Source organism: Pseudomonas sp. ME-P-057, from assembly GCF_030208975.1.
In the GTDB taxonomy this organism is placed as follows: Bacteria; Pseudomonadota; Gammaproteobacteria; order Pseudomonadales; family Pseudomonadaceae; genus Aquipseudomonas; species Aquipseudomonas lutea.
Genome location: NZ_JARVSX010000020.1, coordinates 22,079 through 43,983 on the forward strand (window position 1 = coordinate 22,079; position 21,905 = coordinate 43,983).

Annotated in this window: 18 protein-coding genes and 1 tRNA gene; 10 read left to right on the top strand and 9 right to left on the bottom strand. The window is 59.4% G+C overall.

Annotation, left to right across the window (positions count from 1 at the left end; translation table 11 throughout):
- Positions 1 to 317: 317 nt before the first annotated feature.
- Positions 318 to 1,760 carry a magnesium transporter gene (gene mgtE / locus QRN48_RS10480; RefSeq protein ID WP_037013731.1) on the top strand — a complete coding sequence of 481 codons (1,443 nt, stop codon included), beginning with the start codon at positions 318 to 320 and terminating at the stop codon, positions 1,758 to 1,760.
- Positions 1,761 to 1,901: 141 nt separating this feature from the next.
- On the opposite strand, the gene QRN48_RS10485 is transcribed toward mgtE, so the two are convergent.
- The 3 genes from QRN48_RS10485 to QRN48_RS10495 form a co-directional block, all read right to left on the bottom strand.
- Entirely contained in the window at positions 1,902 to 2,228 is a 327-nt protein-coding gene (locus tag QRN48_RS10485) for an Arc family DNA-binding protein (protein WP_037013730.1), read from the bottom strand.
- A gap of 431 nt (positions 2,229 to 2,659) precedes the next feature.
- Positions 2,660 to 2,857: a PA3371 family protein gene (locus tag QRN48_RS10490; protein WP_285350465.1), complete on the bottom strand. Its 198-nt coding sequence runs from the start codon at positions 2,855 to 2,857 to the stop codon at positions 2,660 to 2,662.
- A 60-nt stretch (positions 2,858 to 2,917) separates the two neighbouring features.
- Positions 2,918 to 3,151 carry a hypothetical protein gene (locus QRN48_RS10495; protein WP_285350466.1) on the bottom strand — a complete coding sequence of 78 codons (234 nt, stop codon included), beginning with the start codon at positions 3,149 to 3,151 and terminating at the stop codon, positions 2,918 to 2,920.
- A 282-nt stretch (positions 3,152 to 3,433) separates the two neighbouring features.
- Between QRN48_RS10495 and QRN48_RS10500 the strand changes: the two genes are divergently transcribed.
- Positions 3,434 to 3,505, top strand: a tRNA-Arg gene (locus QRN48_RS10500).
- Between the two features lie 71 nt (positions 3,506 to 3,576).
- Here QRN48_RS10500 and QRN48_RS10505 read toward each other — a convergent pair.
- The 4 genes from QRN48_RS10505 to QRN48_RS10520 all read right to left on the bottom strand — a co-directional run bounded on the left by QRN48_RS10505 (position 3,577) and on the right by QRN48_RS10520 (position 9,659).
- On the bottom strand, positions 3,577 to 5,160 hold the full coding sequence (locus QRN48_RS10505; protein ID WP_502944593.1) for a sensor domain-containing diguanylate cyclase: 1,584 nt from the start codon (positions 5,158 to 5,160) through the stop codon (positions 3,577 to 3,579).
- Between the two features lie 24 nt (positions 5,161 to 5,184).
- Positions 5,185 to 5,781 (bottom strand): chemotaxis protein CheB, encoded by a 597-nt coding sequence (locus tag QRN48_RS10510; protein WP_191944788.1) that lies wholly within the window; start codon positions 5,779 to 5,781, stop codon positions 5,185 to 5,187.
- Between the two features lie 219 nt (positions 5,782 to 6,000).
- Positions 6,001 to 7,641, bottom strand: a complete 1,641-nt coding sequence (mqo, locus tag QRN48_RS10515; protein WP_285350467.1) for a malate dehydrogenase (quinone) — start codon at positions 7,639 to 7,641, stop codon at positions 6,001 to 6,003.
- 377 nt (positions 7,642 to 8,018) lie between these two features.
- Entirely contained in the window at positions 8,019 to 9,659 is a 1,641-nt protein-coding gene (locus QRN48_RS10520) for a methyl-accepting chemotaxis protein (protein WP_191944786.1), read from the bottom strand.
- A 307-nt stretch (positions 9,660 to 9,966) separates the two neighbouring features.
- On the opposite strand from QRN48_RS10520, the gene QRN48_RS10525 reads away from it, so the two are divergent.
- Positions 9,967 to 11,571: a tetratricopeptide repeat-containing response regulator gene (locus QRN48_RS10525; RefSeq protein WP_037013721.1), complete on the top strand. Its 1,605-nt coding sequence runs from the start codon at positions 9,967 to 9,969 to the stop codon at positions 11,569 to 11,571.
- Positions 11,568 to 12,260, top strand: a complete 693-nt coding sequence (locus QRN48_RS10530) for a sensor histidine kinase (RefSeq protein ID WP_037013720.1) — start codon at positions 11,568 to 11,570, stop codon at positions 12,258 to 12,260. The genes QRN48_RS10525 and QRN48_RS10530 overlap by 4 nt, the downstream gene beginning before the upstream one ends.
- Before the next feature lie 90 nt (positions 12,261 to 12,350).
- Here the strand turns inward: QRN48_RS10530 and QRN48_RS10535 are convergent, their stop codons facing one another.
- Both QRN48_RS10535 and QRN48_RS10540 read right to left on the bottom strand, forming a co-directional pair.
- A complete protein-coding gene (locus QRN48_RS10535) occupies positions 12,351 to 13,073 on the bottom strand; it encodes a FadR/GntR family transcriptional regulator (RefSeq protein ID WP_037013719.1) in 723 nt (240 codons plus the stop codon).
- Between the two features lie 238 nt (positions 13,074 to 13,311).
- Complete coding sequence (locus tag QRN48_RS10540; protein WP_285350472.1) at positions 13,312 to 15,054, bottom strand: IlvD/Edd family dehydratase; 1,743 nt, start codon at positions 15,052 to 15,054, stop codon at positions 13,312 to 13,314.
- A 230-nt stretch (positions 15,055 to 15,284) separates the two neighbouring features.
- Between QRN48_RS10540 and QRN48_RS10545 the strand changes: the two genes are divergently transcribed.
- The 6 genes from QRN48_RS10545 to QRN48_RS10570 all read left to right on the top strand — a co-directional run bounded on the left by QRN48_RS10545 (position 15,285) and on the right by QRN48_RS10570 (position 21,559).
- Positions 15,285 to 16,598, top strand: coding sequence for an MFS transporter (locus tag QRN48_RS10545; RefSeq protein ID WP_037013716.1), 1,314 nt, complete (start codon positions 15,285 to 15,287; stop codon positions 16,596 to 16,598).
- A 48-nt stretch (positions 16,599 to 16,646) separates the two neighbouring features.
- The gene (araD1, locus tag QRN48_RS10550; protein ID WP_285350473.1) at positions 16,647 to 17,639 is read left to right on the top strand and encodes an AraD1 family protein; all 993 of its coding nucleotides are present in this window, start codon (positions 16,647 to 16,649) and stop codon (positions 17,637 to 17,639) included.
- 307 nt (positions 17,640 to 17,946) lie between these two features.
- Positions 17,947 to 19,272 carry an MFS transporter gene (locus QRN48_RS10555; RefSeq protein ID WP_285350476.1) on the top strand — a complete coding sequence of 442 codons (1,326 nt, stop codon included), beginning with the start codon at positions 17,947 to 17,949 and terminating at the stop codon, positions 19,270 to 19,272.
- A gap of 82 nt (positions 19,273 to 19,354) precedes the next feature.
- Positions 19,355 to 19,660, top strand: a complete 306-nt coding sequence (locus QRN48_RS10560) for a DUF5629 family protein (protein ID WP_285350478.1) — start codon at positions 19,355 to 19,357, stop codon at positions 19,658 to 19,660.
- Positions 19,661 to 20,023: 363 nt separating this feature from the next.
- On the top strand, positions 20,024 to 21,193 hold the full coding sequence (locus QRN48_RS10565; protein ID WP_285350480.1) for a lactonase family protein: 1,170 nt from the start codon (positions 20,024 to 20,026) through the stop codon (positions 21,191 to 21,193).
- 183 nt (positions 21,194 to 21,376) lie between these two features.
- A complete protein-coding gene (locus tag QRN48_RS10570) occupies positions 21,377 to 21,559 on the top strand; it encodes a hypothetical protein (protein ID WP_037013707.1) in 183 nt (60 codons plus the stop codon).
- Positions 21,560 to 21,905: the final 346 nt, after the last annotated feature.

A 21,905-nucleotide genomic window follows, 5' to 3' on the forward strand; every position in this document is an offset into this window, starting at 1 on the left:
GTGTCCTCCTTGACGAACGTCGAGGAAGGTTAGCGACGGGTGTTTATCGCGGCGAGCGGGTTTTGTTCACGGGATGTGACGCCATTGGGATTGCGACTCGGCGGGTTATTAACATTGTGTTGCAACCGGTTGTTCCACGTTGAATTTTTAGCCTTCCCCCGCAGCAAGCGGTGTATGATTGCGCCCGTCAGCCCCGCCGGGGCTTGTGGAATACCTCCATGGACTTACCCAGTAGTCACTCAACACTAAGTTTCACCAATCAAGAATCGACTGATTGATCTTCTGGCGTGTTCCACTGCTGGGAGTGGAGTTCGCCTATGACCGAAGTAGAAGTAAAAAAAACGCAGGAAAGCCTGCAGGATCGTCTGGCCCAGGTCGTCGATCTGCTGCAGCGTCAGCGCATCGTCGAAGACCTGACTCATCGTCAGGAAGGCCAGCATCAGGACCGTGTCGAGAACCTCGTTCATCGGCAAAACCTCGTCGAACTGCAGCGCAAACTCGATGATCTTCACTCCGCCGACGTCGCCTACATACTCGAAGCACTTCCCCTCGAAGACCGCCTGACGGTCTGGCAGCTGGTGAAGGCCGAGCGCGACGGTGACATCCTCCTTGAAGTGTCCGACTCCGTTCGGGAAACCCTGATCGCCGACATGGACGATCACGAGTTGCTTGCGGCAGCCAAGGAGATGGACGCCGACGAGCTCGCCGACCTTGCACCAGAACTGCCGCGTGACGTCGTCCATGAGTTGATGGAGGCGCTGGACACTCAGCAGCGCGAGCGGGTCCGCTCGGCACTGTCGTATGACGAGGAGCAGGTCGGTGCGCTGATGGACTTCGAGATGGTGACCATCCGTGAGGATGTCAGCCTGGAAGTGGTTCTGCGTTATCTGCGCCGCCTGAAGGAGCTGCCGGGTCATACCGACAAATTGTTCGTAGTTGACTCCGACGGCATACTCAAAGGTGTGCTGCCGATCAAGCGTTTGCTGGTCAATGACCCCGAGAAGCAAGTGTCGGAGGTGATGGCCAGTGACCCGGTAAGCTTCCATCCCGACGGCGATGGTTACGAGGCGGCGCAGGCGTTCGAGCGATATGACTTGATCTCCTCCCCGGTGGTCGACAAGAACGGCAAGCTGATTGGCCGTCTGACCATCGATGAAATGGTCGATCTGATCCGTGAGGAAAGCGAAACCGAAGTCCTCAATATGGCGGGTTTGCGCGAAGAGGAAGACATCTTTGCGTCGGTGTGGCGTTCATTGCGTAACCGCTGGTCCTGGCTGGCGGTGAACCTGGTCACAGCCTTCCTCGCTTCCCGGGTCATCGGGCTGTTCGAGGGCTCCATTGAGAAGCTGGTGGCGCTCGCAGCCTTGATGCCGATTGTGGCAGGCATTGGTGGCAACTCCGGCAACCAGACCATTACGATGATTGTTCGGGCAATGGCGCTGGATCAGGTGAGCACCGGCAATACGTCCCGTTTGATGCGCAAGGAGCTGGCGGTGGCACTCATCAACGGTCTGGTATGGGGTGGGGTGATCGGTATCGTGGCTTACCTGCTTTATAACAGCTGGTCACTGGGTGTGGTCATGACCGCGGCGATGACATTAAATCTGCTACTTGCAGCGTTCATGGGGGTATTGATTCCGATGACACTCGTTCGATTCGGGCGCGACCCGGCGATGGGGGCAAGTGTCATGATCACGGCCATGACCGACAGCGGCGGCTTCTTCATCTTCCTGGGATTGGCCACGCTCTTTCTCTTGTAACCGCGTCCGCCTCATGTGTTTTAAACCATAAAACCGCCCATTCAGGCGGTTTTTTATTGTGCGCTTTCCGGCGGCTCAATGCCTTTCGAACACAAAAAAGCCAGCTTGGCGCTGGCTTTCAATTCTCTGGATGAACCGACTTTATTCTTCGTCGTTCGCCAGGCTAGTGTCATGAGCGATCAGCGAAACCAATGCATTCTGTTGGCGGTGGGCCAACTGACGGAAGCGTTGCAGAAGCTCACGTTCATGCAGCGAGAGCTCCGGGCTGTCCAGACGCAGGCTTGGCTCGTCGCCCAAAGCGCCTTCCTGAAGCAAGCTTTGCTCGATGCGCGCGATGATTTCCGAGTTCATGCTGCGGTGATGCTGTTTGGCGACGTCAGCAATACGTTCGCGCATACCTTCCGGAAGGCGAACGACGAACTTGTCAGCTGTGCGACTTGAATAATTGGCCTGTTTCATAGGGCTCATATATTTAACCGAATTAGTTCAAAAGAAAGAGGCGGTTCTTGCATTAGGCCGCGAGATGTCAGTCTCTGACTGTCTTTCGCCCAAAATGTTCAACCGGCCCGCATAAAGGATCGCCATCCTGCACCAATGCGTCGAATCCTTGGCGTCAAATGTGTGACAAATATTGAACTAGATAAAGGCGATTAGCCAGCACCAATCATCAGAAATGCGCCCCAGTTTGCAAACATACACGCCGGGAGCCCTGAAAGTGCTGGACGAGCGCCATGATGGCTATCTGTCTTCAGCGTAGTGGGAAAGTGAGAAGAATACGAGGGGAGAGGTGAGAAAAGGACGAAGGGTCTTACAAAAAGTCAGCAACGGAAGTGCGGAGCCGGCGGTGAATGACGCTGCGGTCTGCGGCAACGACGCTCCATAGAGCGACGTGGGGTGAATCAAGGCTTGGCTTGGCGCAATACCGGATCAAATTTGATGCGGCGACCGACGAAGAGCGCGGCGATGAACAGGCTCGCAAAAATGCCAGCGGCGGCTTTCGCCAAGGTGCTCAGACTTTCCGCGGAGGGAAGCAGCAACTGATCTGTAGCGACGGCCATCAAGGCCAGAATCAAAAAGGAAATTGCTGCTTTGGACATGGCTGCTCTCTAAAAATTTGCTTGGGCTTATAAGGCTGGCTGGCGTGCTTTGAACAGCAATCAGAACACCCAACGCTCTGACCGTGGCACTGCAACCGATTCCTCGCTGTCGTGGGCCAAGATGGCCTCACTGCTTTGGCTAGGCATCGTCGCGAAGCGCGGCCCCTGCTGCATCAGGTGGTGAGGCTGAGCTTGAACCGCCACGCTCTCCGGTTTGCCACCATCAGCCTGGAAGTGAAAAGCTACCAATGCGATGAGTGCGGCGGCGTTGAGCAGGGAGAGCGTCATGTTCATCTCGGATACCTTCGCGATGGCGGCGTTAGTGGGCAATTCGCCAGGATACTAATGCAGCCTGCATGCCAAATTCAAAGCGCAGTAAATTCGTTATAAATCAATTGGATATAAAGCTATTCACGGATTGTAGGGTTGCGTTTTGCAATGATGTCACTAGGCCTCATTGCAATCTGCACGATGGCGCGATGATATGCACGGAGATGAAGGGCTAACACTCGGGTTGTGAATGACGACATGACAAGCCAGCGCCTTGTCGTTAAGATGCACGCCGTCCGATTTGGTGTCCTCTTAGTTCAACGGATAGAACGAGCCCCTCCTAAGGGCTAGATGCAGGTTCGATTCCTGCAGGGGACATATCCGCCTTGTTCGCACGCCGCTCCCGCTGGCCAGCTCGCCCTCACAGGCTGCCTCAGTCCCGTCTTCCCTCAAACTTTACCTTCAGCGCCCGCCTGCACATCCTTGTCCGCGTACCAGCGGTTGCGCCCGTTGTTTTTGGCGAAGTACAGGTAGGCATCCGCGGCTTTGATCATCCCTGCCGGGGTCGTGTCTTCAAGCGCAGGTGATCTGACCGTAACGCCGGCGCTTGCGGTAACGAACTGTTCAGGGTGATCCGCGTGCTCCAGAGCCAGTCCTCGAATAGCCTGCAGGATGTTCTCGGCAAGACTGCCCGCGCCGCGTATGTCAGTGTCCGGCAGGAGCACGGTGAATTCCTCACCGCCGTAACGGACTGCAAGGTCAGCAGGGCGCCTCAACACGCCGTTGATAGCCTGGGCGACCTGACGCAGGCAGTCGTCGCCTGCCGCATGCCCGTAGCGGTCGTTGAAGCGCTTGAAGTAGTCGATGTCCAACATGATCAGCGCGAGCGGATAACGCTGTCGTTTCGCGCGTCCGATCTCGCTCTGCAGCGCCATGTCCAGACGCCGCCGGTTGCCCAACCCCGTCAGGCTATCGGTCAGCGCCATGTCCTTGACTGCCTGATGGGCGAGACGAATCTCGCTTTCCATGGCCATCCGGCTGCGCAACTGGCTGAGCACGATGAAGGCAAACCCGATGAATACCGCAACCAGCAACAACAGCACCAGTCCTGATTTGAGGAGGTCATGCCGCCAAGGCCCGACGAATGATTCCCTCGACAGCCCCGCCTCGACCACCAAAGGGTAGCTGGAGAGCGCGCGAAACCCGTACAGCCGGTGGGTACCGTCCACAACCGCTTTGACTTCCGCAACGCCCTCGTTGGCATAAGGCAGATAGTTCTTGAACACTTCACTGTCCGCCAGGCTTTGGCCTACCACCGAATCCACAAAAGGGCGCCTGACCAGAATTGTTCCGTTACGCATTGCCAGGACCAGTGCCCCGCGATCATCGATCTTGAAATCGCCGTAATAGTCCATGAAGTAACTGAGCTTGATCGTCCCCAGGAGCACGCCGGCGAATGAGCCGTCAGGGTTATTGAGCCTTCGGGACACGGGAATGATGAGCTCGTCGGTGGAGCGGCTTTTGACCACATTACCGATGCGAACGCGGTGATCGGTGTGGGTGCGGTGATAGTTGAAATACTCTCTGTCCGCGTTGTTTGCCGTGTCCGGGGTCACGTCCTTGTCGGTGACGATCCAGCGACCGTCGGCACCATAGATAAACAGGCCATGCAGCTGGGGCATGATTCTGGATTGCTGCACCATCATGGCGTGGATGCGCGGAACGTCGATGGTCGCCAGGCCGTCGCCCTCAACGCGCTCCCCCAACGTATAGGTCAGGATGTCAACCTGCCTGATGGCGTCTTCGGCATGCTGCGCCGTGGCGCGTGCCAGGTTGGTCACCGAGTCCCGGGCGAAGTCGTAGGCGTGCCTGTAGTCGCGCCAGGCACGCCATCCCTCAACCGAGATGAACGTCACCAGCACCAGGATCATGAAGGCCAGCGTGAGGCGAAACACCGTTGTGTTCCGTCCCGGGCCCAGGTCGAGCAGATCGAAGGCGCCTGGCGCTGGCTGATGGTGTTCGCCTCCTGGCATTCTCTCGATCCTCCTGTTAACGCGTCAGCGGCGGATGCTGCCGACCGCTGTGGATAACGTATCCGCCAACTCCGCTACGCCCACACTCACGCTGGAAGGACCCTTCTGCATGGCTTGAATGGGCATGCTCGGCACCGCTGCTTCCTCGGGCCGCTGTACGAAGCTTAGCCCCCCGGCGTTCAAAACAGCCACCGCACCGTCCGAACCATCGGAGTCACCGCCTGACAGTACCAGACTGATGACCCGGCTTCCGTACACCTCGGCTGCACTCATAAAAAGCTGATCGGCAGCGGGGCGGGCAAAATTCACTTTCGGGCCATCGCTCAGGCGGATGATGCCCGGCGCCATGACCTCCAAGTGGCGGTCGGCCGAGGCGAGGTAGACGTGGCCTGGCAGCACGGGCTGGCCATGTTCGGCGTATTCGACGGGCAAGTTGGAGTAGCGATTGAGTACCGAAGCCAAATAGCCGGGACTCGACGGGCTGGTGTGGATCACGATGAGGATCGCGGCCGGGAAATCGGCGGGTAACTGTGCAAGCATGATCCGCAGCGCTTCCGTCGCGCCTTGCGAACCTGCCACTACAACGATATCTCTCAATACATCAGTGTTTTGAGCGTCCATACCTTTCTTCCTGAAGGGTTGTACACGGTGGACACGGCAAACGCGCTTGCCGTTCCTTCGGAACTGGCGACTGGAGGTCTGGATGCGCGTGTTGGCAGGCGAGAAGGTCGTAGCCGTCGACAAAGGCGCTATGAGCGGGCAATAAAAAAGCCACGAGACGCGAGTCTCGTGGCTTCAATGAACGGCGGCATTAACATCGATGCGACCCGTTCGGCGTTATTAGAGCGCCATGTCGCTGGCAGCTTTGCTCTCGGCAGGCTTGCCCGGAGCAGCAGTGCTGGTGCCGACACTTGGGTCAAGCACAGGCGGTTTGCCCAGTTGCAGGACTTCGGCGGTGTAGTTCCACTCTTGCTGAACCGCGGCCGGTGAGTCGTTCAGCTTGGTGCCGTAGCTCGGCACGATCTGATGGATCTTCGCTTGCCACTCTGGCGTCGCGACCTGAGTCTTGAACAGTTTTTCCAGTACGTTGAGCATGATCGGTGCAGCGGTCGAGGCGCCTGGCGATGCGCCCAGCAGCGCGGCAATAGTGCCGTCCTGGGAGGAAACGACTTCAGTGCCCAGCTTCAGCACGCCGCCCTTGTCGGCATCACGCTTGATGATCTGCACGCGCTGACCGGCTTGCCACAGGCGCCAGTCTTCTTTTTTGGCATGCGGGAAGTATTCCTGCAGCGCCTTGAAGCGATCGTCGTCAGACAGCATCAACTGCCCGGCGAGGTACTCCACCAGTGGGTACTGTTCGATGCCCACTTTAGTCATTGGCCAGAAGTTGTGGGTGGTCATGCTGCTGAAGAGGTCCAGGTACGAACCTTCTTTCAGGAACTTGGTGGAGAAGGTTGCGAACGGGCCAAACAGGATCACGCGCTTGCCGTCGAGCACGCGGGTGTCCAGGTGTGGAACCGACATGGGCGGCGCGCCCGTGGAGGCGATGCCGTAGGCCTTGGCCATGTGCTGCATGGCGACGGTCGGGTTCTCGGTCACCAGGAACGAGCCGCCAACCGGGAAGCCTGCGTACTCCTGAGCTTCAGGGATGCCGGATTTCTGCAGCAGCTTCAGCGCCCCGCCGCCTGCACCGATGAACAGGAACTTGGCGTCGGTACCGGTGGTGGTGCCGTCTTTCAGGTTCTTGTATTCAACGTGCCACGAGCCGTCGTCGTTGCGCGTGATGTCGTTGACTTCGCTGGACAGCTTCAAGTCAAAGTTCGGGCGGGTCTGCAGGTAGGACACGTACTGACGGGTGACTTCACCCCAGTTGACGTCGGTACCGATCGGCGTCCAGGTGGTCGCCAGCTTCTGCGAAGGATCGCGGCCTTCCATCATCAGCGGGACCCACTTGGCGATTTGCGCCGGGTCTTCGGAATACTGCATCGGGCGGAACAGCGGGCTGGTCTGCAGCGCGTCGTAACGCTTCTTGAGGAATTTGATGTTGTCATCGCCCCACACGAAGCTCATGTGCGGAGTGGTGTTGATGAACGAAGGCGGGTTCTTCAGGACGCTCTGGCGAACCTGCCAGGAGAGGAACTGACGGGTGACCTGAAAGGCTTCGTTGATTTCGATGGCTTTGGCGATGTTGACCTTGCCGTCTTTGTCTTCCGGCGTGTAGTTCAGCTCGGCAAGGCCAGAGTGACCGGTGCCGGCGTTGTTCCAGCCGTTGGAGCTTTCTTCTGCGACGGCGTCGAGGCGCTCGACCATTTCCATCGACCAGCTCGGCTCCAGCTCATTGAGCCATACGCCCAGGGTCGAACTCATGATGCCGCCGCCGATCAGCAGTACATCGACTTTCTTGCTTTCTGCGGCATGGGCTTGCAGGAAGGTTGCCGAAATCGCCAGGCCCAACAGAGCCGTGCTGGTTTTCTTGAACATCGAATCATCCACTAGATAAAAAGTTATCCGCCTGCCGCATTCGTCGCGCAACGTCCTGCGTTGGCGGGCGCCGGTTGCGGCGCGAACGTCAGGCAGGCTTCGCTCTCGGAAAACGAGGAGGAAGGGTCATGAGGCCAGTGAAACGGGTCGACCTCGTGTTCCATGTCCCTTGGCGCTGTGCTTTTTATTCGATCATTGGATTCAGCAGCTTGGGTAAACATGAGTCACCGCAGAACCTGGTCATCAGGTCCATCCCCTGCGGCGGGCGGGGATTGTACCCGAAATGTCATTTTCGACAAATCGGACGACGAATTAGTCAATACGCCATTTTGTCTCAGGGTGGCGATTGGCTGGCTTGGCGCAAAGTCGCCGGCCACTTACAGGGTGAATTTGCCGACCATTGAATGAAACGACACCGCCAGGCGCGAGAGTGCCTGACTCGATGCGCTGGTCTGATTGGCGCCCGCCGCCGTTTGCGTCGACAGGTCCTGAATGTTCACCAGATTGCGGTCCACCTCGCGGGCGACCTGCGCCTGCTCTTCGGCCGCGCTTGCGATCACCAGGTTGCGCTCGTTCATCTGGCTGACGCCTTCGCTGATGCGCTCCAGCGCATGTCCGGCCTCGGTGGCCAATGACTGGGTGTGCACGGCGATCGCCTGACTCTTGCCCATGGCCTGCACGGCTTCGTCGGCGCCATTGCGCACCTTGGTGATCATCGATTCGATTTCGCCGGTAGAGGTTTGAGTGCGGTGGGCCAGGGCGCGTACTTCGTCTGCCACCACCGCAAAGCCTCGACCCTGCTCGCCGGCACGGGCGGCTTCGATGGCCGCGTTGAGTGCCAGCAGGTTGGTCTGTTCGGCGATGCCGCGGATCACGTCCAGCACTTTGGTGATGTCACGGATCTGCCCAGCCAGCGCTTCGACACGCTGGGTCGATTCGGTGATTTCCACCGTCATCGTGTTCATCGCGCTGACCGCCTGCTGCACTTGTTGCTGACCCTTGATGGCATCCTCGGAAGTCTGCGCAGACACTTGCGACGCGCTCGCGGCATTGCGCGCCACTTCTTCCACTGCGGCGGTCATCTCGTTGACGGCCGTCGCGGCTTGCTGAATTTCATCGTTCTGACGCATCAGCCCGCGGTTGCTGTCGTCCGTCACCACCGTCAGTTCCTCGGCCGCGGACGCGAGTTGGTCAGACGCGCTGGCGATTTGCTGGACCGTGCCCTTGAGGCTGCCCTGCATGTCGGCCAATGCCTTGAGCAATTGACCGGTTTCATCCTGGCCGCCGAGCTGGACGGCCTGACTCAAATCGCCGCCCGCTACTCGGGTGGCGCTGGCCACCGACTGGTAGATCGGCCGCGTAATCATCCGCGTCACCAACAGGCCAAGGGTGATGGCGCAGATCACTGCAATCAAGGAGCCGATGATCAGCGTCCACGTCACCTGGCGATCAGTTTCAACCCCGGCCTGGGCCTGTTCCCTGGCTTGCCTGGCGTTGGACTCAATCATGATCTTGAGCTCGCCCATGGTCTTGCGATAGCTCGGCGTCACGCTGCTGGCTGCCAATTTGCTGGCCTGGTCCAGATCCCCGCTTTGCACCACCGTCAGTGCGCCAAGCGCAGCGCTGATGTAGGTCACCCAGTCACGCTCGAAGTCGTCGCCAGCGGCTTTTTCATCGGCCTGCAGGGGTGTGGCCCGGTAAATCTTGAAGTCGGCTTCGGCCTGGGCCTGGTTTTCTTTCAGCGACTGGATCGCCGCATTGATATCGTCGGGGCTGGCTTTGAGTGCGCTCAGGCCGATGACTTTAAAGAAGTCGCGGTTGGTCGCAATGACATTGGCTTTGACCGAGTCAATCTTGGCAATCGAGGCCATGTTGTTGTTGACGGTGCCCTGGAACAAATCGTACAGCCGGGCGATACCACTTTGCCCCAGCACGCCCACCACGACGGTGATCAATGCGCACAGGCAAAAAGCCGAGAGCAGCTTGGTCTTCAATTTCAGGTCGGTCAGCCAGGACATGGAGAGCACTCGGATGAGGATAGGGGTTACGGCTGTTGGGCGATGCATTGCATGAATGGATATCGGCGGCGCCCTCAAGGACTTTACCCATGAAATCGCGCCCAGATGGCCACCGGCCACACTTCGACGGAGCCCGAACCGCATCACATTCCGGCGTTGCGTGGCTAAGTTTTGCTTCGCTGCCGCCGATAACTCGGACAAGCGGCACATGCCGCACCTTCATTGGCTATTTCCGCCGAGTACCGCGCGGATGGCCGACTTCATGTAAGTGCCCCAGGGCCGACTTTTATCCGTTGCAGGAATCTCGATGCTGGCGTGGAATCAAAAAACCTTTCTGATCGTCGATGACTTTTCCGACTTCCGCAGCTCGGTCCGGTCGATGCTGCGCGAGCTGGGTGTCAAGGAAGTGGACACCGCCGACACCGGCGAACAGGCGCTGAAGATGTGCTCGCAGAAGCGCTACGACTTCATCCTGCACGATTTCAATCTGGGCGACGGCAAGAAGAATGGCCAGCAGGTGCTTGAAGACCTGATGACCGATCGGCTGATCAGCCACGAAAGCGTGTTCGTCATGGTCACCGCCGAGAACAGCCAGGCCATGGTGATGAGTGCGCTGGAGTGGGAGCCGGATGCCTACCTGACCAAGCCGTTCAACCGCGCGAGCCTGGCCCAGCGGCTGGAAAAGATTGTCCAGCGCAAAACCCTGCTCAAGCCGATTCTGCAGGCGCTGGACCGGGGCAATCCGGCCGAAGTGCTGACCGCCTGTGTAGCCCTGACCAAGCAGGACCCCCGGTTTGCGCCGCTGTGCCTGCGCTACAAGGCCGATGCGCTGCGTGATCTCAACCAGCACGAGCCGCTCGAAACGTTCCTCAAGTCAATTTTGGCCGACCGGCCGCAACCCTGGGCGTATGTGGCGCTGGGCAAGCTGCTGTTCAAGCGCGGGCGCAATCCCGAAGCGCAGACCGTGTACGAAGAGGCCATTCGCGCCTTCAATGCCATGCCGGTGTTGTACGACGGGCTCGCCGATGTGTTGATGGCCAGCGGCGATAACAAGCGTGCACAAAAGATGCTCGAAGAAGCGGTGCGCCTGTCGCCTTATGCGGTACGGCGTCAGCGGCTGCTGGGCAAGCTGGCACTGGAGAATCAAGACTTCGACGGCGCCTCAAAGGCCTATCGCCAGGCCGTTTCCCAAGGCCAGTTTTCACGGTTCAAAGACCCTGAAACCAATCTGGGCCTGGCTCAGGCGTTGATCAGCCGGGGCGGTGAGCGCGGGCTGGATGCGCGCACCCGCGTGGAGATCAACCAGACCCTGACCGAAGTGGCCAAGGAGAACGGCAACGACGCCGGGCTGCAAGTGCGCGCGCGCCTGATGAAAGCCACCAGCGTCGCGTCTTCGGACCCTGAAATGGCGGCCAAGCTGACCGAGCAGGCGATGGAACGCCTGGAAGGCATGGAGCAGTTCCTCAGCGCTGATGCTGCACTGGCCGTGGCGTCGCAGCTGAAGTCGCTGGGTCAGGCAGATGCCGGCGCTGGTATTCTGAAAAGCTGTGCCGAAATTTATGGCGACGATCCACTGGTCATGCAGAACATTGCCAAGCAGACCGACGACCCGGAGATCCTTGGCGCCGGCAAGGCGGCCATCGACTTCAACCTGCAGGGGATTCGCTGCTACCGCGCCGGCAAGCTGGGCGAAGCGCAGGATCTGTTCCGTCAAGGGTTGGCCTTGCAGCCGAAAAATATCAGTATCGCCCTCAACATGGCGCAGTCTTTGTTGCACATGGGCGTGAAGAATCTCGACGCGGCGAGTCTGGCCGAGTGCCAGAACAGCCTCAAGCTGGTCGGCAAGATGCCGGAGACCGATCCACGCTTCGAGCGCTTCCAGAAACTACGAATCAGGGCTTTCGGCGAATGAAAGATGAGGATCTCGGGCTCGACTTTTCGATGGTGATTGCGTCCACCGTTCACGACATGAAGAACTCGTTGGGATCGTTGATTCAGGCTCACGGTCAGTGGGTCAAGCAGCTTCCCGAGGCTTATCGCGGCACGCCGGAGCAAGGCGTGATCGATTACGAGTTCGCCCACCTGAATGGCATGCTGGTGCAATTGCTGGGGCTGTACAAACTGGGGGTCAACCAGTTGCCGTTGCGCCCGGACTACCACGAGCTGGACGATTTCATCGAGGCGCAGCTGGCGTTCCATCAGGAAGTGCTCAATAGCCGTGGCATCGCCGCGCGCTATGCGCTGGATGACTTCGGTCTGCCGGGCTTTTTTGATCGAGAGCTGGTGGGGTCGGTGGTTTCCAACGTGGTGATCAATGCGATTCGCTTTGCACGCCGCGAAGTGTTGATCACAGCGAGGCAAGTCGGCGAGCAACTGGTGATCAGCATCAACGACGACGGTCCGGGCTTTCCTGCGCGCATGATCGATCAGCAGACCGATTACGTGCTGGGCATCAACCAGAACAGCGGCAGCACCGGGTTGGGCTTGTATTTCGCGGCGAACATCGCCCGACAGCATCAGCGCAAGGGCGTGCACGGCCACATTGAAATCGCCAACGGCGGAGAATTGGGCGGTGGGTTGTTCAGTATCTATCTGCCCTGAGCTTCACATCGCCTTGGCGGGATAAACAGGAGTCCAGAGGCTTCCCGGCTAAAGCCGGTCCTACGGGCTGCGCGCGTGGTTCTCGTGGAACTACAGCTTTACACCTTGGCCCAGTACCACGTTGAGTGCGTTGCGGGCGTCGTCCAGCTGCACCAGCGTGGCGTGATGAGCGCCCAGCGCGTCGCGGTTTTCAATGGCCGTGAGGATGGCGCGATGACGGGGTAAGGCCAGTTCATGCAGGTTCGGGCGCTTGTTGGAATGTTTCAACGCCTCGCGCAGGGCCAGCGACAACATGTTGCACAGGTGGGCAAGCAGATCGTTGTGGGTGGCGTCGGCAATCCGGCTGTGAAAATCGAGGTCGGGCTGGAGCACGTCTTCAACGGTTGGCGCGGCGGCCATGCGCTCGTAGGCTTCGCCGATGGCGGTGAGGTCTTCAGGCGTCGCGTGTTGCGCGGCCAGTGCGGCGGCGGCCGGTTCGATGATGCTGCGCACGCTGGTGAGCAGGGCGAAGAATTCGTTCTGCGGCGAACTTTGCATCAGCCAGTGCAGGACGTCCGGGTCGAGGATGTGCCATTCGCGGCGTGGCTTGACCACTGTGCCCACCCGCGGCCGTGAATACACCAGACCTTTGGCGACCAAGACCCGCGTGGCTTCGCGCAGCACCGGGCGACTGACTGCATATTCTTCACAGAGCAAGGCTTCGGCGGGGAGTTTGTCGTCCGGTTTGAAACGGCCCGAGACAATCTGCATGCCGATGTCCTGGACAATGCGCGAGTGCATGCTTTTACGGTCGGAGGGCTTACGGTAATCCATGGGGCGCGGGACGATCCTGAGCGGTGAATGCGGCGCATCATAGCATTGGCGGGTCACGCCCGGATGGGCCTGCTTTTGCAGCAGCGTGGTGCATTGATTTTCAGGTGAGACGCCGATCCCTGTAGGAGCCGGCTTGCTGGCGAACGCGGCGTTTCAGTCGGCAACAGATTTGCTGACACACCGCGTTCGCCAGCACGCCGGCTCCTACAGTTCAATGCCCCGGCCGTGGGGCCTCAGATTAATGCGAATGCCGCGGCACTTCCGAGCCGCGCATGCCGACCAGAAAGTCGAAGTCGCAACCCTGATCCGCCTGCATTACATGATCGATGTACAGCTGACGGTACCCGCCGATCAACAGCTGTGGCGGCGCTTGCCAATCGGCCAGACGCGCGGCCAATTCCGCTTCCGGAATGTCCAGGTGCAAACGGCCGGTCGCGCAGTCCATTTCGATGAAGTCACCTTCCTGCACCACCGCCAGCGGGCCGCCGGCAGCAGCCTCGGGCGCGACGTGCAAAACAACCGTGCCGTACGCCGTGCCACTCATGCGCGCATCGGAAATACGCACCATGTCGGTCACGCCCTGGGCCAGCAACTTGGCTGGCAGCCCCATGTTGCCCACTTCCGCCATGCCCGGGTAACCCTTGGGCCCGCAGTTCTTCATGACCAGAATGCTGCTGGCGTCGACGTCCAGATCCGGATCGTTGATGCGCGCCTTGTACATGTCGAAATTCTCGAACACCACGGCGCGACCCCGATGCTTCATCAGCGCAGGTGTCGCGGCAGAGGGCTTGAGCACCGCGCCCAGCGGCGCAAGGTTGCCGCGCAGGACGCAGATCCCGCCATCAGCGACCAGCGGATTATCGATGGCGCGGATAACCTCGTCGTCACCGTAGATCGGCGAGTTCTGCACGTTTTCCCATAAGGTTTTGCCGTTGGCGGTCAGTGCCTCCGGGTGCGGGATCAGGTTGTTCTCGCCAAGACGACGCAATACGGCAGGCAGGCCGCCGGCGTAGTAGAACTCTTCCATCAGGAAGCGCCCGGACGGCTGCAGGTCAACCAGCGTCGGGGTGCCGCGGCCAATACGGGTCCAGTCGTCGAGCTCCAGCTCTACACCGATACGGCCGGCGATGGCTTTCAAGTGGATCACGGCATTGGTCGAGCCACCGATGGCGGCGTTGACACGAATAGCGTTTTCAAAGGCTTCGCGGGTCAGGATTTTCGACAGGCGCAAGTCCTCATTCACCATCTGCACCGCGCGCATGCCGGACATGTGCGCCAGTACATAACGGCGTGAGTCGACGGCGGGAATCGCAGCGTTGTGTGGCAAGGAGGTGCCAAGTGCTTCAGCCATGCAGGCCATGGTCGAGGCGGTGCCCATGGTGTTGCAGGTGCCCGCGGAGCGCGACATGCCTGATTCAGCCGACAGGAACTCGTCGAGGCTGATCTGTCCGGCCTTGTAGGATTCGTGCATCTGCCAGACGATGGTGCCGGCGCCGATGTCCTTGCCCTTGTGCTTGCCGTTGAGCATCGGGCCGCCGGTCACGACGATCGCCGGAATGTCGCAGCTGGCAGCGCCCATCAGCAGGGCAGGGGTGGTCTTGTCGCAACCGGTCAGCAGAACCACGCCGTCGATGGGGTTGCCGCGGATGGCTTCCTCGACGTCCATGCTCGCCAGGTTACGCGTCAGCATGGCGGTGGGGCGCAGATTGGACTCGCCGTTGGAGAAGACCGGGAATTCGACCGGGAAACCACCGGCTTCGATGACGCCACGTTTGACGTGTTCGGCGATGGTGCGGAAGTGGGCGTTGCACGGGGTAAGTTCGGACCAGGTGTTGCAGATGCCGATGATGGGCTTGCCCTGGAACTGATGGTCGGCGATGCCCTGGTTCTTCATCCAGCTGCGGTACATGAAGCCGTTCTTGTCGGCGGTGCCGAACCATTGGGCGGAGCGCAGGACGGGTTTCTTATTGGAATCGGACATAAATCAGCACTCTTATTGTAAGGCTTTATTTGTAAGACTAAAGGCTGCGGCTGACGACTAAAATAGGCCGAAAATGTCGCCAGTGGAAGAGTTGTCACCTTAAATAGTAATACTATATAGTCGATCCAGACCGAGGGACGACCCTGCCAGCCTTATTCGCAGCAATGCGCACACGAGGGCAGAGGCGATCACCGCAGGCTTCCATAACAAAAACAATGAGGACCGCATCCATGAGCCAGGAACTCAGGCTTATACGTCGCATCACCCTGAAACTCATTCCCTTTCTGATCCTGCTTTACCTGATTGCCTACGTTGACCGCTCCGCCGTCGGCTTTGCCAAGCTGCATATGGGCGCAGACGTCGGCATCGGTGACGCGGCCTATGGCATGGGCGCGGGCCTGTTCTTCATTGGCTATTTTCTGTTGGAAATCCCCAGCAACCTGATGCTTGAACGCTTCGGCGCGCGCCGCTGGTTCGCGCGCATCATGCTGACCTGGGGTGCTATCACCATGGGCATGGCGTTCATTCAGGGGCCAACCAGCTTTTATGTGATGCGCTTTCTGCTCGGTGCGGCCGAGGCGGGCTTCTTCCCGGGCGTGCTGTATTACATCACTCAGTGGTTCCCGGTCCGCCATCGCGGCAAGATCCTGGGCCTGTTCATTCTTTCTCAACCCATCGCGATGATGATCACCGGGCCGATTTCCGGCGGCTTGCTGGGCATGGAAGGTGTGGCCGGTCTGCACGGCTGGCAGTGGCTATTTCTGTGCATCGGCGCGCCGGCGATTCTGCTGACCCTGCCGGTCTTGCGCTGGCTGCCTGACGGCCCGAAAGACGTGAAATGGATGGACCCGGTGGAGAAGGACTGGCTCGCCGGCGAGCTGAAAAAAGATTTGGAAGAATACGGTCAGACCCGCCACGGCAACCCGCTGCATGCGCTGAAAGACAAGCGCGTCCTGCTGCTTGCGCTGTTTTACCTTCCCGTGACTTTGAGCATTTATGGCCTGGGACTGTGGTTGCCGACGCTGATCAAACAGTTCGGCGGCAGCGACCTGACAACCGGGTTCATTTCGGCCGTACCTTATATTTTTGGGATCGTTGGCTTGCTGATCGTGCCGCGCAGCTCGGACCGGCTCAACGACCGCTACGGTCATCTGGCCGTCCTTTATGTGATTGGCGCGATCGGCCTGTTCCTCAGCGCGTACCTGAGCGTGCCGGTGTTGCAGCTGGCGGCGCTGTCGCTGGTGGCGTTCTCGCTGTTTTCCTGCACGGCGGTGTTCTGGACATTACCCGGGCGCTTCTTTGCCGGTGCCAGCGCAGCGGCGGGCATTGCCCTGATCAACTCGGTGGGCAACCTGGGCGGCTATATCGGCCCGTTCGTGATCGGCTGGCTGAAAGAGCTGACCGGCAACCTCGCCAGCGGCTTGTACTTCCTTTCCGGCGTGATGATCTGCGGGCTGATCCTGACAGGTGTGGTCTACCGTGTCCTGGAGCGCAAGCACGTCCTGCCCGAGTCGAAATTTGCCGCCAGCGCGCGTCCGCGTTAACCCATGCGTCTCCCACGGAGACCGTGTAGACACCAATAGGAGAAACCCATGCATTTAGTACAGTTCGAACTGGGCAACGGCCAGCGTCGGGTCGGTTTGGTAGACGGCCCGCTGGTGCGTGAGATTCAGGGCGCAACCAGCACCCGTGATCTGGCGCTGGCGGCGATCGACAAAAACATTTCCCTGGCCGAGCAGGTCGACAGCCTGGGCCTGGGTGACAACCACGATTATTCCCAACTGCGCGCCGATCTGATGATCCTCCCGCCGCTGGACCACCCCGATCCTGCGCATTTACTGGTCAGCGGTACAGGGCTGACCCACTTGGGCAGCGCCTCAGCGCGGGACAAAATGCACCAGCATGGCAACGACGAGTCGGCCATGACCGACACCATGCGCATCTTCAAATGGGGCCTGGAAGGCGGCAAACCGGCGGCGGGCCAGGCTGGCGTGCAACCGGAGTGGTTCTATAAAGGCGATGGCAGCATCGTCATCCGTCCCGGTGAGTCGTTCCCGCAGCCGCCTTTCTCCGAAGATGCCGGCGAAGAGCCCGAGCTGAGCGGGCTTTATGTGATCGGTCACGACGGCAAGCCTTATCGTCTGGGTTTCGCCATCGGTAACGAATTCTCCGATCACATCATGGAGCGCAAGAACTACCTGTACCTCGCCCATTCCAAGCTGCGCGCGTGCTCGTTCGGCCCTGAGCTGCGCGTCGGCGATCTGCCGCAGAACCTTGCCGGTACCAGCCGCATCCACCGCGACGGGCAAGTGCTGTGGGAGAAGGAGTTTCTCAGCGGCGAGGCCAACATGTGCCACAGCCTGGAAAACCTTGAATACCACCATTTCAAATACGCGCAATTCCTGCGGCCGGGCGATGTACACGTGCATTTCTTCGGCACCGCGACGCTGTCGTTTGCCGACGGCATCAAGACCCAGCCAGGGGATAAATTCGAGATCAGCCAGCATGAGTTTGGTGCGCCGTTGATCAACGGCATCAAACCGGCCGAGGCGGTTTTCCAGCCGGGTGGTATCAAGCAGCTTTGATGCTTCAAACCCTGCAGCAGCGCTAGCCGGTCCCACTGAGTGCGTGGGTTTTGGGCTGCACGTGGGGCAGGGCGTGAGCGAAATAATGTTCGCTTACGCGGATTTTGTAGGAGCGACCGGGGTGGCGCTCCACCTTGCCCGCGAAGGCGTAGGTAAGGACTGCCGATATGCGTCGGATGTACCGGCCTCTTCGCGGGCAAGCGCGCTCCTGCAGTTGGCCGCGTTAGTCCTCACTCCTGCAGGGTTTTTCGGCTCCGCGTCCTGCACACCCCGGACACCCACATAAAAACAAAACGAGGTGCGACCCATGACCGCCACTGCCATCCCGCTGGACCAGCTCGACGCCGACGCGCTCGAGGACAGCATCTATCGCAAGGTGAGCTGGCGCATCGTGCCGTTGTTCATCGCCTGTTTCCTGTTTGCGTACCTGGACCGCGTCAACATCAGCTTCGCCAAGCTGCAGATGGCCAGCGACCTGGGCTTCAGCGAAACCGTCTATGGCCTGGGCGCGAGCTTGTTCTTCGTCGGCTACTTCCTGTTTGAAGTGCCGAGCAACGTGCTGCTGCACAAGATCGGCGCGCGGATCTGGATCGCCCGGATCATGGTCTCGTGGGGCATCGCATCTGCCTGCATGATGTTCGTGCAGACCGAATTCTGGTTTTACACGCTGCGCTTTCTGATCGGCGTGATGGAGGCAGGGTTCGTCCCCGGCGTGCTGTACTTCTTTACCCAGTGGTATCCGGGTTCGCGTCGGGCACGGGTCAACTCCTACTTCAAAAGCTCCATTTGCCTGTGCGGGATTGTCGGCGGTCCGATTGCGGGTCTGATCCTTGGCCATTTCGATGGCGTCATGGGCCTGGCCGGCTGGCGCTGGCTGTTCCTGATCGAAGGCATCCCGTCGATTCTGCTCGGTGGTGTGGTGTTCTGGCTGGTCAAGGACCGTATCGAAGACGCCACCTGGCTCAGTGAGCAGGAAAAGCAGGTGGTGCTGGCGCGTATGGCCAAGGAAGCCAAGCCCGCTGTCACGCAGAAGGTCAAAGACATCTGGAAACACCCGACCACCTATGTCATGTCCGGCATCTACCTGTGCCTGGTCATGGCGTTGACCGGGCTGCTGTTCTGGATGCCGCAACTGATCAAGACCGCCGGCGTAACCGACACCCTGAACATCGGGCTGCTGACGGTGATCCCGTATGTGGGCGCGGTGATCGGCAACCTGTTGATTGGCGCCAGCTCCGACCGCCACGGCGAACGCCGTTGGCACATGGCCGGCTGCGCGACGATGACGGCGGCGGGTTATCTGGTCTGCGCGCTGTTTCCGGGTCAGTTGGTGCCGTTGATGATCGGCATGACATTGATCATGACCGGGATCATTGCCTGGATGCCGATTTTCTGGACCATCCCGCCGCGTTTTCTGACCGGCATCGCTGCCGCCGCCGGCATCGCGTTGATCAACTCCCTCGGCCAACTGGGGGGCATCATTGCGCCGTTCATGGTCGGACGCATCAAGGACCTCACCGGGACGGCCACCCCTGCGCTTTTCGCCTTGTTTGCGGTGAGCGTGCTGGCCATCGCGTTGATCGTCTGGGGTATTCCCGCGCGCTACTACGCCAGGGAAGGGGTGCAGGACTGAGCCACATGAAGCAAGCGTCGAGGCCAGCGCTTCGACGCTTTTTCACCTATCATTCGCGCTTTCACTGATGCGAACCACTGCCATGACCACCACGCCACATTCTCTGCGCACTGAACTCCAGACCGCACTGACCGCCCACAGCATGCTGGAGATCGATGGCTTGCACGCCTTCGACTTCAGCCTCGACGAAATGCTGCAGATTGAAAGCATGGACGGACGCGAGCGCAAGGTCTGGCGCTTCTCACTGGCGCAGATCGACGCTGCGGAATACGACAGCCAGTTGCAGAGCTGGGTCATCAACGACGGCAATGCCGACCACCGCATCGTGGTGCTCAATGGAATTTCGGCGAGTGATGAGGATGAAGATGAAGAGGGCGTGCAGGGCTAACTCGGCATTGCCTTCGTAGACCTTGCGGCAATGAATCGGCATTTTTATGGCTGACCTGCCTGACCTGCCTGACCTGCCTGCCCTTGCTCACCTGCCTGACCTGGGTGATTGAATACGCGGCGATGGAGGTCCTCTGTAGGAGCCGGCTTGCTGGCGAACCCATTCTTCCAGTCGCCGCAGCGGTGACAGATTCACCCGGTTCGCCAGCAAGCCGGCTCCTACAGATATGTTTGCGTGCCCGGGGGCGCGGCTTGCCGTGCAACCCACAGCACCCGCCAGGCAACTACTCTCAGCAACATGCTGTCATATCCGTGAACTTCCGCGTCTACGGCGCGCCAACAACTCCAAAAAGAGAACAGCCCCATGACTCCCAGAATTCTGCCGTGGTTAGCGCTCGCCAGCAGCCTTGCCGCGCTCACTGCTCAGGCCAAGCCCATGACTGATTACGACGTACTGGTCGGCTCCTACACTGCCGGCGCCAGCGAAGGCATCTACCGATTCGGTTTCAACACCCAAACCGGCCAGCTCGACGCCAAGCCGCGCCAAGTGATTAAAAGCGAAAACCCGTCATGGCTCACCCTGTCCAAAGACCAGCGCCACATGTTCGCGGTCAACGAGAACGGCCCCGGGCAAACTGACGTTGTCGGTAAGGTCAGTAGCTACGCCATCGACCCCAAGACCCATGCGGTGTCGTTCATCAACCAGATCGAAACCAAGGGCGAAGAGCCTACCCATTCCAGTCTGAGCCTGGACGGTCGCTTTCTGTTCGTCGCCAACTATGCGGTTCATCCTGATCCGGGTGGCGTACTCGCCGTGGTGCCGGTCGGCAAAGACGGCAAGCTTGCGCCAGTCGCGCAAACGGCAACCCACGAGGCGAGCAAGGTCAACCCTGAGCGCCAGGCGTCGTCCCACGTCCACGCCGCTGTGCCGACCCCGGATGGCAAATACCTGATTGCCATGGATCTGGGCGCGGACAAGATGTTTGTCTTCAATTACGACGGCAAAAAAACGCAGCCGCTGCAGCCCGCGAAAATGCCTTCGGTTGATTTGCCGCCGGGCAGCGGTCCGCGTCACCTGACGTTCAGCAAAGACGGCAAGCACGCCTGGTTGACCATGGAAATGAGCGCCCAAGTGGCCGTGTTCGATTACCACGACGGCGTGTTCAAGCGTACCCAACTGGTCGAACTGGCCAACAAGGACGGTCAGCAAAACCGCGCCGCGGGTGGCCTGCACACCTCGACTGACGGCAAATTCCTTTACGTCGCCAACCGTGGCGAAGTGAACGAGCTACTGGTGTACTCCATTGACGCCGGTACTGGCCAGTTGAAGGAAGTGCAGCGCCGTACCGTGGAAGGCAAGGAACCACGCGAGTTCGCCTTCGACCCTACCGGCCATTTCGTGCTGATCGCCAACCAGAAGAGCAACCAGATCGTCACCCTGCGCGTCGACCCGAAAACCGGCCTGTTGGGAGACACCGTGCAGAAAGTCGACTTCGACTCGCCGTCTGACTTCCATTTCCTCACTGCTCACTGACACCCTGCGACGCTTTGACGCAGTCTGAGCCCTTGATTTTCAAGGGCTTTTTTTATGTATCAATTGAAGTGATAAGGGCTAGTGCCAGAAAAGATTTTTTCTGGAACAGGCGCGAGCGTAACTTTCATTCCACGGCCACGACGGTCAAGACTTGAAACGACACACCACAGCGAGGTACCCATCATGAACTTCAATATCTTCTCCATCATCGCCGCGTCCGCCATCTCCGCCACTGTCGCATTGCCCGCCAGTGCCAGTGTTGAAGCGACCGACAAAAAAGTCAGCTCGACCCAGAGCTACACCCCAAAGTACCTGCAACAAAGCGCCAACTTCTATGCCGCTCTGGATCACAAAGTTCAGCAATGAATAGAACGCCGAAGTGAATCCATTCCCCGTTAACGAATGTATCGTTGCCGGGGAATGGATTTGTAAGAGTCCAGGTTAAAACCGCAATCTTTGGTTTCAGGAAAACGCTTTCGCGAGCAACTTCGTCTTCAACAGGTTGATGCGACCCACTGACCACTGCGTGTCAGGCCATGCATCAAGTGCCGGCGAGCTTGTTCGCGAAAGCGTTGAATTCCCTCCCTTTGGTCCCCGTCTGCTGCATAAGCGATGGGGATTTTTTATGCGTGAATATTAGGTGGCGGTGCAAAACCCCGTACATTCGCCAGCAAGCCGGCTCCTACAAGGGCCTTCCTTCAACACATTATCC